This is a genomic window from Thiofaba sp. EF100 (genome assembly GCF_039822285.1).
Classification (GTDB): Bacteria; Pseudomonadota; Gammaproteobacteria; order Halothiobacillales; family Halothiobacillaceae; genus Thiofaba.
In genome coordinates, this window is the sequence record NZ_JBAJEY010000003.1 from 229490 (window position 1) to 236441 (window position 6952).

Consider the following 6952-nt stretch of genomic DNA (forward strand, 5'->3'; position numbering starts at 1 on the left):
TTGGATGGGTCGGCCCGGGGGCGGGCCTCCTACGATCTCCCCACCCCTGTAGGAGCGGCGCCCCCGCCGCGATTACCCCCTGGAAGATCGCTTGGGGGGCGGCCACCTACTCGCTCACATAATCCCCATGCTCGCGGGTGGCGAGGAAGCGGATGTCCGGCCAGCGCTCCATGGTCATCTGCAGGTTGACCCTCGTTGAGGCGATGTAGACCAGGTCGCCTGCGTGGTCGAGGGCGAGGTTGGCCTCGTGCTTGGCCTTGAACTCGTCCAGCTTCTTCGGATCGTCGCACTCCACCCAGCGGGCGGTGTTGACGTTCACGTGTTCGAAGGTGCAATCGACGTTGTATTCCGCCTTCAGGCGGTGGGCCACCACATCGAACTGCAGCACGCCCACCGCGCCGAGGATCAGGTCGTTGTTGATCAGCGGGCGGTAGAGCTGCGTCGCACCCTCCTCACACAGCTGCACCAGGCCCTTCTGCAACTGCTTCATCTTCAGCGGGTCGCGCAACTGGGCGCGGCGGAACAGCTCGGGGGCAAAGTTGGGGATGCCGGTGAAGGCAAAGTTCTCGCCCTCGGTGAAGGTGTCGCCGATGCGGATCGTGCCGTGGTTGTGGACGCCGATGATGTCACCGGGAAAGGCGTCCTCGACATGCTCGCGCTCGCTGGCCATGAAGGTCAGCGCATCGGCGATCTTGATGTCGCGTCCGAGGCGCACGTGCTTCACCTTCATGCCCTTGCTGAACTTGCCCGAGCAGACGCGCAGGAAGGCCACGCGGTCGCGGTGGGCCGGATCCATGTTGGCCTGGATCTTGAACACGAAGCCGCTGAACTTGTCCTCATCCGGCTGCACCACGCGCGTGCTGGTGGCCCGCGCCTGCGGACCGGGCGCGTGCTCGACGAAAAACTCCAGCAGCTCGCGCACGCCGAAGTTGTTCATCGCCGAGCCGAAGAACACCGGGGTCAACTCGCCGCGCAGGTAGGCGGAAAGGTCGAAGGCGTGGCTTGCGCCCTGAACCAGTTCGATCTCCTCGCGGAACTCGGCCGCGCGCATCCCCAAAAGCTCGTCAAGTTTCGGGTTGTCCAGCCCCTCGATGACCTCCGCCTCGGCCTTGCCGTGCGGCTCGAACACGTAGATGCGGTTGTCGTACAGGTGGTAGACGCCCTTGAAGGCCTTGCCCATGCCGATCGGCCAGGTGATGGGGGCGCAGCGGATCTTGAGGATGTCCTCCACTTCATCCAGCAGCTCCATCGGCTCGCGCCCTTCGCGGTCGAGCTTGTTGATGAAGCTCATGATCGGCGTGTCGCGCAGGCGGCAGACCTCCATCAGCTTGATGGTGCGGTCCTCGACGCCCTTGGCGCTGTCGATCACCATCAGCGCCGAGTCCACCGCAGTCAGCACGCGGTAGGTGTCCTCGGAGAAGTCCTCATGGCCCGGGGTGTCGAGCAGGTTGACGATGCGCTCCTTGAACGGGAACTGCATGACCGAGGAGGTCACCGAGATGCCGCGCTGCTTTTCCAGTTCCATCCAGTCCGAGGTGGCGTGGCGGCTGGCCTTGCGCCCCTTGACCGTGCCCGCCATCTGGATCGCACCGCCAAACAGCAGCAGCTTCTCGGTCAGCGTGGTCTTGCCCGCGTCGGGATGGGAGATGATGGCGAAGGTGCGGCGCTTGTTGCGCTCGACGTTCAGTTCGGTCATGGCGGGGGCGGGGATCAGCGAAAAGTGGCGGCGATGATAGCAAAAAGCCTGGCCCCAGGCCGGGACTCAGGCGCTAGGCGCATCCTGGCCTCCCACCCCTCCGGCATCCATGCCGGAAGCCCCGCTTGCGCGGGGAGAGGCGCTCGGCGCATCCTGGCCTCACACCCCTCCGGCATCCATGCCGGAAGCCCCGCTTGCGCGGGGAGAGGCGCTCGGCTCGTCCTGGCCTCCCACCCCTCGGCCTTCCATGGCCTCGGCCCCGCCCTTAGCAGGCCAAGGATGGCTTGCACGAAGATCAATCACGATAAGTGGTTGATCTTCGGAGGCCGTCGCGGACATGTGCCGCGACGAGACGAGTTGAAAAAGGGCACGACGCCCTTTTTCAACATCCTGTCAGGGGCAGGGAGAGGCGCTCGGCTCGGCGAAGCGGGTGCGGATTTCAAGCACCTGCGGCAGCAGCTCGAGGAAGTGCCGCACAAGGTCCGGATCAAAGTGCGTCCCGGCCTGTTCGCGCATGAAGGCCACCGCATCCTCCACGCTCCAGGCCCGCTTGTAGGGTCGTTCGGAAGTGAGTGCATCGAACACGTCGGCCACCGCCACGATGCGGCCGCTCAAGGGAATGGCCCCGCCTGCAAGGCCGTGCGGATAGCCGGAACCGTCCCATTTCTCATGGTGGGTGAGGGCGATCTCACGGGCCAGGCGCAGCAGGTCCGAATCACCATCCCCCAGGATCTCGGCGCCGATGGTGGTGTGCGTCTTCATGACCGCCATTTCCTCCGGCTCGAGCCGGCCCGGTTTGAGCAGGATGTGGTCTGGGATGCCGATCTTGCCAATGTCGTGCATGGGGCTGGCGTTGAGCATCAGGTCGCACTGCCCAGCATCCCAGCCCGCCGCGCCGGCGAGCAGTGCCGCCACGTGGCTGACCCGCATGATGTGGTAGCCCGTCTCGTTGTCGCGGTATTCGGCCGCCCGGCCAAGCCGCTGGACCACCTGCAGACGGGTGCGGTGCAGTTCGTGCGTGCGCGCCCGCACCTCGGCCTCCAGCACGTCTTTTTGGGCGTGGAGCAGGCGCTGGGCCAGGTGTACGTCGAGCAGGTTCCGCACCCGCGCCAACAGCTCCAGCCGGTCGAAGGGCTTGCCGATGAAGTCGCGCGCGCCGCCGTTCAGGGCGCGCAGCAGGACGTCTCGCCCGTGCTGGGCGGTCAGGATGACCACCGGGGGCAGCAGCGGATCGTCGAGGGCCTGCAGTTGGGCCAGGACGGCGAAACCGTCCAGATGCGGCATGTTGATGTCGAGCAGGACGAGGTCGACCGGCCCGGCGCGATAGGCCTCCATCACCTGCCGCGGATCCTGGATCAGGACCAGATTGCGGTAGCCCTCGGCCCGCAGCATCTTGTCGAGCAGCTTGAGGTTGGCCGGCTCGTCGTCGACGATCAGGATGCGGGCATCGGCCTGCGCGGGCGCGGCGCGCCAGAGCGGCTGGCCAGCGGGGATCTCGTGCATCATCTCCATGGCTCCTTCAGGACGTCGTTTCCAGCAACCGATAACAACGCCGCCGGGCTCCCGAGGGCCGCCCCCCGAAGGGCGGAATTCATGGATGAATTCCGCCGCCCGTCTCGCGCCCAGAGCCCGACAGGTGGCGGTCGAGCACGGCAAGGAATGCGGGCACGTCGATGGGCTTGGTGAGGTAGTCCGCGAATCCCGCCGCGAGGCCGCGCTCGATGTCGCGCGGCATGGCGTTGGCGGTGATCGCGATCACCGGCGGACGCGAGGCAGGGCCGCGCATCGTTAAATTTCTCAATACATCGTAGCCGTTCATGCCCGGCATGTTGATGTCGAGCAGGATAAGGTCCGGCCGACTTGCCAGTGCCAATTGCAAACCGAGCTCCGCCGTGTGTGCGCTGAGGAACTGGATGTCCCCGCGCCGGCCAAGGATCTGCGCCATCAGCTTCAGGTTGGCGGGATTGTCCTCGATGTAGAGCACGCTGTAACGCCGCTCGCCGGCCCGGGGCATGACCGAGCCGAGATTCTCGACACGAGGCTCGGCGGCCCCGGCGAGCTCGTCCCGGGGCAGTTCGACCCAGAACAGGCTTCCCTCCCCGAGCCGGCTTTCGACCCCGATCCCGCCCCCCATCATGCCCACCAGGCGCTGGCTGATGACCAGCCCGATACCGGTGCCCTCGACCTCCCCCCCGGCATTCGCCAGGCGGGTGAACGGGCGGAACAACTCATCCATGTGCTCCGGGGCGATGCCGCTGCCCGTGTCCCGCACGCCGAACCGGCAGCGGCCGGGCTGGTCGGCCGGGAGCATGAGGATCCTCACCTCCCCGCCCTCCTTGTTGTACTTGATCGCGTTGGAGAGCAGGTTGAGGATGACCTGCTTGAGGCGCGTGCGGTCCGCGCGCACGACACAAGCCTCGAGTCCCGTCTGGTCAAGCTCGATCCGACGCGCCTCGGCCAGGGGACGCACCAGCGTCAGGCATTCCCTCACCAGCTCCGGGAGCTCCACCGCTTCCAGCGACAGGTCGACCCGCCCCGCCTCGATCCGGGACAGGTCCAGCACCTCGTTGATCAGGCCGAGCAGGTGCTGTCCGGCCTTGAAGATCTCGTGCAGGCTGTCCTGCTGGTCCCCCGACATCCCCTCCTCCGCCTGCAGCAACTGGGTGAAGCCCAGGATGGCATTCATCGGCGTGCGCAGTTCATGGCTCATGCTCGAGAGGAACTCGGACTTCGCGCGGCTGGCCCGCTCGGCCTCGTCCCGCGCCCGTTCAAGCTCCTGCTGCCGCGCCTGTTCGGCGGAATAGTCGGAGAAGACATTGAACAGGTGCTGAGGCTTGCCGTCCGCCCCCTGGATGACCCCGATGTGGCTTGCCGTGATGACCGGGCGCCCCTCCACGTCGCGCAAGGGCAGCAGGCCGGACCAGCCGCGCCCGACCCGTACCGCCTGCAGGATCTCCTCCACAAGCTCCGGCGCCTCCGCAGGCAGCAGGGCGTCGCACACCTTCCCCTGCATCGCTTCGGGTGAATAGCCCAGCAACGCCTCGAAGGCCCGGTTGGCGTAGAGCATCCGTCCCGTGCCGTCGGCAATGCAGATGCCCTGCTGGGTGGTGTCGAAGATGCGACGGAACAGGACCAGGCGCTCCTCGGCCTGCTTGCGTTCGGTGATGTCCTGCACCGTGCCCAGCATCCTCCGGGGCGAGCCCTCCGGGTCGCGCACCACGGCCCCGCGCTCGAGCAGCCAGCGCACGGTGCCGTCCGGCCACACGCAGCGATGCTCGATCTCATAAGGCGCGCCTTCCTCCACCGCAGCCCGGACCGCCTCCTTCACGGCGTCGCGGTCGTCCGGATGCACCGCTGCAAGGAAATTCTCATAGCTGGTCTCAAGCTCCCCCATCGGGTGGCCGAACAGCGCGGGAATGCGCTCGGACCAGTACAGTTCGCCGCTCTGGATGTTCCAGTCCCAGATGCCAATGTTGGCGAAGGACAGGCTGGCCCGCAGCCGCTCGTCGCTGGCTTTGAGATCGGCCTGGCTGCGCTTGAGTGCGGTGATGTCGGTGCGGATCGACACATACTGGTAAGGACGCCCGCGCTCATCGAGGAAGGGGACGATGGTCGCTTCCACCCAGTACAGCTCGCCGTCCTGCCTGCGGTTGCAGATCTCGCCATGCCAGACGCGCCCCGAGGCGATGGTCCCCCACAGTTGCTGGTAGAACTCCGGCGAGTGCAGCCCCGACTTGACCAGGCGGTGGTTCTGGCCGAGCAGGGCCTCGCGGCTGTAGCCGCTGATTTCGCAGAACCGGTCGTTGACGTAGGTGATCCGTCCCGCGGCATCCGCCACACTGACGATGGCATGCGCGTTGAGCGCCATGAGCTCCTGCTCGCGCTCGCGCGTCGCCTTGCGCAGGGCACTGGCCGTCTGGGCCAGCCGGCGCCCCCCTCGGGCACGCGAGGCCACGAAGGTTGCGAAGTAGGAGGGATCGACCGGCTTGTACAGGACGTAGTCACTACCGCGGTCAAGCGCCATGAGGCGGCGACCGATGTCCGGATCGGAGGCCAGAATGACGACCCGAAGTTGGCTGTAGCGCTCGTCCTCGCGCAGCACGGCCGCAAACTCAGGACCGGAACAACAGCCAAGCTCATCCCCGACCACCAGGACATCCGGCAGAAAGTCGCCCAGCCATTCCGGCACCCGCAGAGGATCGCCCCCAGCGAGCACCTCCATGCCGGCCTGGCGCAAGGCACCGGCCAGGATCTCGAGCTGCGCCGGATCATCCTCCAACAGCATCACCCGATAAGGCGCCCGCGCGGGCTCGCTGAATTCCTCGAGGATCGCCAGCAGGCGGGCAGGATTGACCGGCCTCGCCAGAAAACGGGAAGCGCCCGCGCGGAAGGCTGCCAGTTTGGACTCGAAGGAAGAGTCGTCAGCCGTCAGGATAAGCCTCGTGCCCTTCAGATCCTGCGCCTTCAGGGGCGCGAGGAGCGTTGCCTCCCCCGGCCGCGCCATGCTGGCCAGAACCACGTCGGGCATGCTGCCCCCCTCGCAGGCGCGGCAGAACGCCTCCAGGCTGGCGAAGGTCTCCACGGCATGGTCCTGCTCGACGAGCACCTGCCGGAGTCGCCGGGCCTCGGCCGGGTCGGGCTCCACGATGGCAACGCGCAGCCGCATCCCGCCCAGTCCCCGGTAGCCCGCCTCCTCGGCAACCGCCGGTCTCTGGCCACCCGCGATGGCCAGGGACTCCAACAGGTTGATCGCCCTCTCCACCATTTCCAACTCGGCAGGATCGGCGGCAGCGGAGCGCAGGACAAGCCGCTCGAGCTCACTGTTGACGTCATGGCAGAGCTTGCTGAACTCAGGCATGTCGAACACGCCGGCTGCACCCATCAGGCTATGCAACTGGCGCAGCAGCAGCTCGCTGGCCACGGGACTGGCGGGCGCGGCCTTGTAGGCACGCAGGGCATGGCGCAGTGCGGCAAACCGCGCAGGCAGCTGCTCGACGAACGAGCGCCGCATGTTGGCGAGGGCTTCGGCCAGTTTGGAATGGGGCATGAGCGTGCAGTGCGGGAAGTGGCTGGAGAGCAGAGCGCTGCGCCCTGACCTTATCGGGAGACGGTCACATCCATGCGGACTCCCGCCTGCATTATCCGTCCCCCCGGCGGATGCTTAAATCTTTTTTCCTTATGGAAGCTATAAGCCCGGAAGACAGGCTGTGTCAAAAGCCTTTGACACAGCCTGGAAATGCGAGCCATGGATGGCTC

General features: G+C 66.5%; 3 protein-coding genes. All 3 read right to left on the reverse strand.

What is annotated here, in order from left to right:
• Positions 1–106: 106 nt before the first annotated feature.
• On the reverse strand, positions 107–1696 hold the full coding sequence (locus tag V6D91_RS07860; protein ID WP_347319303.1) for a peptide chain release factor 3: 1590 nt from the start codon (positions 1694–1696) through the stop codon (positions 107–109).
• 393 nt (positions 1697–2089) lie between these two features.
• The gene (locus V6D91_RS07865) at positions 2090–3199 is read right to left on the reverse strand and encodes an HD domain-containing phosphohydrolase (protein WP_347319315.1); all 1110 of its coding nucleotides are present in this window, start codon (positions 3197–3199) and stop codon (positions 2090–2092) included.
• An 88-nt stretch (positions 3200–3287) separates the two neighbouring features.
• On the reverse strand, positions 3288–6743 hold the full coding sequence (locus tag V6D91_RS07870) for a PAS domain S-box protein (protein ID WP_347319305.1): 3456 nt from the start codon (positions 6741–6743) through the stop codon (positions 3288–3290).
• Positions 6744–6952 lie beyond the last annotated feature (209 nt).

What these genes read in the sequence shown, in the direction of transcription:
- V6D91_RS07860 (WP_347319303.1), bottom strand. Translation starts at nt 1,696, where the DNA reads ATGACCGAACTGAACGTCGAGCGCAACAAGCGCCGCACCTTCGCCATC.
- V6D91_RS07865 (WP_347319315.1), bottom strand. Translation starts at nt 3,199, where the DNA reads ATGCACGAGATCCCCGCTGGCCAGCCGCTCTGGCGCGCCGCGCCCGCG.
- V6D91_RS07870 (WP_347319305.1), bottom strand. Translation starts at nt 6,743, where the DNA reads ATGCCCCATTCCAAACTGGCCGAAGCCCTCGCCAACATGCGGCGCTCG.